The organism is Leucobacter chromiiresistens (genome assembly GCF_001477055.1).
GTDB lineage: Bacteria > Actinomycetota > Actinomycetes > Actinomycetales > Microbacteriaceae > Leucobacter > Leucobacter chromiiresistens_A.
Map to the genome: position 1 here is coordinate 1 of NZ_LDRK01000170.1, position 761 is coordinate 761.

At 69.6% G+C, this 761-nt stretch carries 1 pseudogene; it reads right to left on the reverse strand.

The window, feature by feature from the left end:
* A pseudogene (locus tag NS354_RS12890) lies at positions 1–378 on the reverse strand (hypothetical protein); the annotation flags it as partial.
* Positions 379–761: the final 383 nt, after the last annotated feature.

The window sequence follows — 761 nt, forward strand, 5'->3', positions numbered from 1 at the left end:
GGTGGGTATCGCGCGCACCCCGGGTGCGCGCGATACCCACCGGTCTGAGCAGCACGCGATGTCGACGTCGTCGTCGGATCGGTGAGGCACGGGGAGACCGAGGATCACGGCCGCGGTGGCGTGGCTGAAGAACTGGCCGGGGGAGAGCGTTCTCGAGATCGCGCGCGCGTTGGCGATCTGCTGTCGGCGCCAGCGCGCCGCGCGGTGCTCGTCGGCCTCATCGGGGCTCGCGACGCCGAGGCGGCGGTACACGCCGCGCGTCACCCGCGCGACATCGGGGGCGGCCAGACGGCGTGCGGAGAGCCCCGCGATTCGCGCTTCGGCGGCGGTGAACGCAGTGCCCAAGGCGTCGGGGAGGGGCGTGCGTACTCTGGGCATATGCCGAGCCTGACATGTCCCGTGCGCGCGCGACGAGCGGAGCCGCGATTCGTGGAAAACCGTGCGCGCCGAGCTCCGCGCCAGCTCTGTGAGCGGTGCTTCTGCGGAGCAGCTTCCGGCTCTGCGGGGTGAGCGGTCAGTAACGTGCGCTTCACTGCCCGAATAGCACGCCGACCTGACCGATCACCCCGCAAAGCCCGAAGCTGCTCCGCACAACCACCGCTCACAGAGCTGGCGCGCAGCTCGGCGCGCACGGTTATCCACGAATCGCGGCTCCGCTCGTCTCGCGCGCACAGGGACTGCCCGGCTCGGCCTCATCTTCTTGTCCACATCTGACCGTGCCGAAGCTCACCGCTGATTAAACCTCGGAGATCACCGAACAA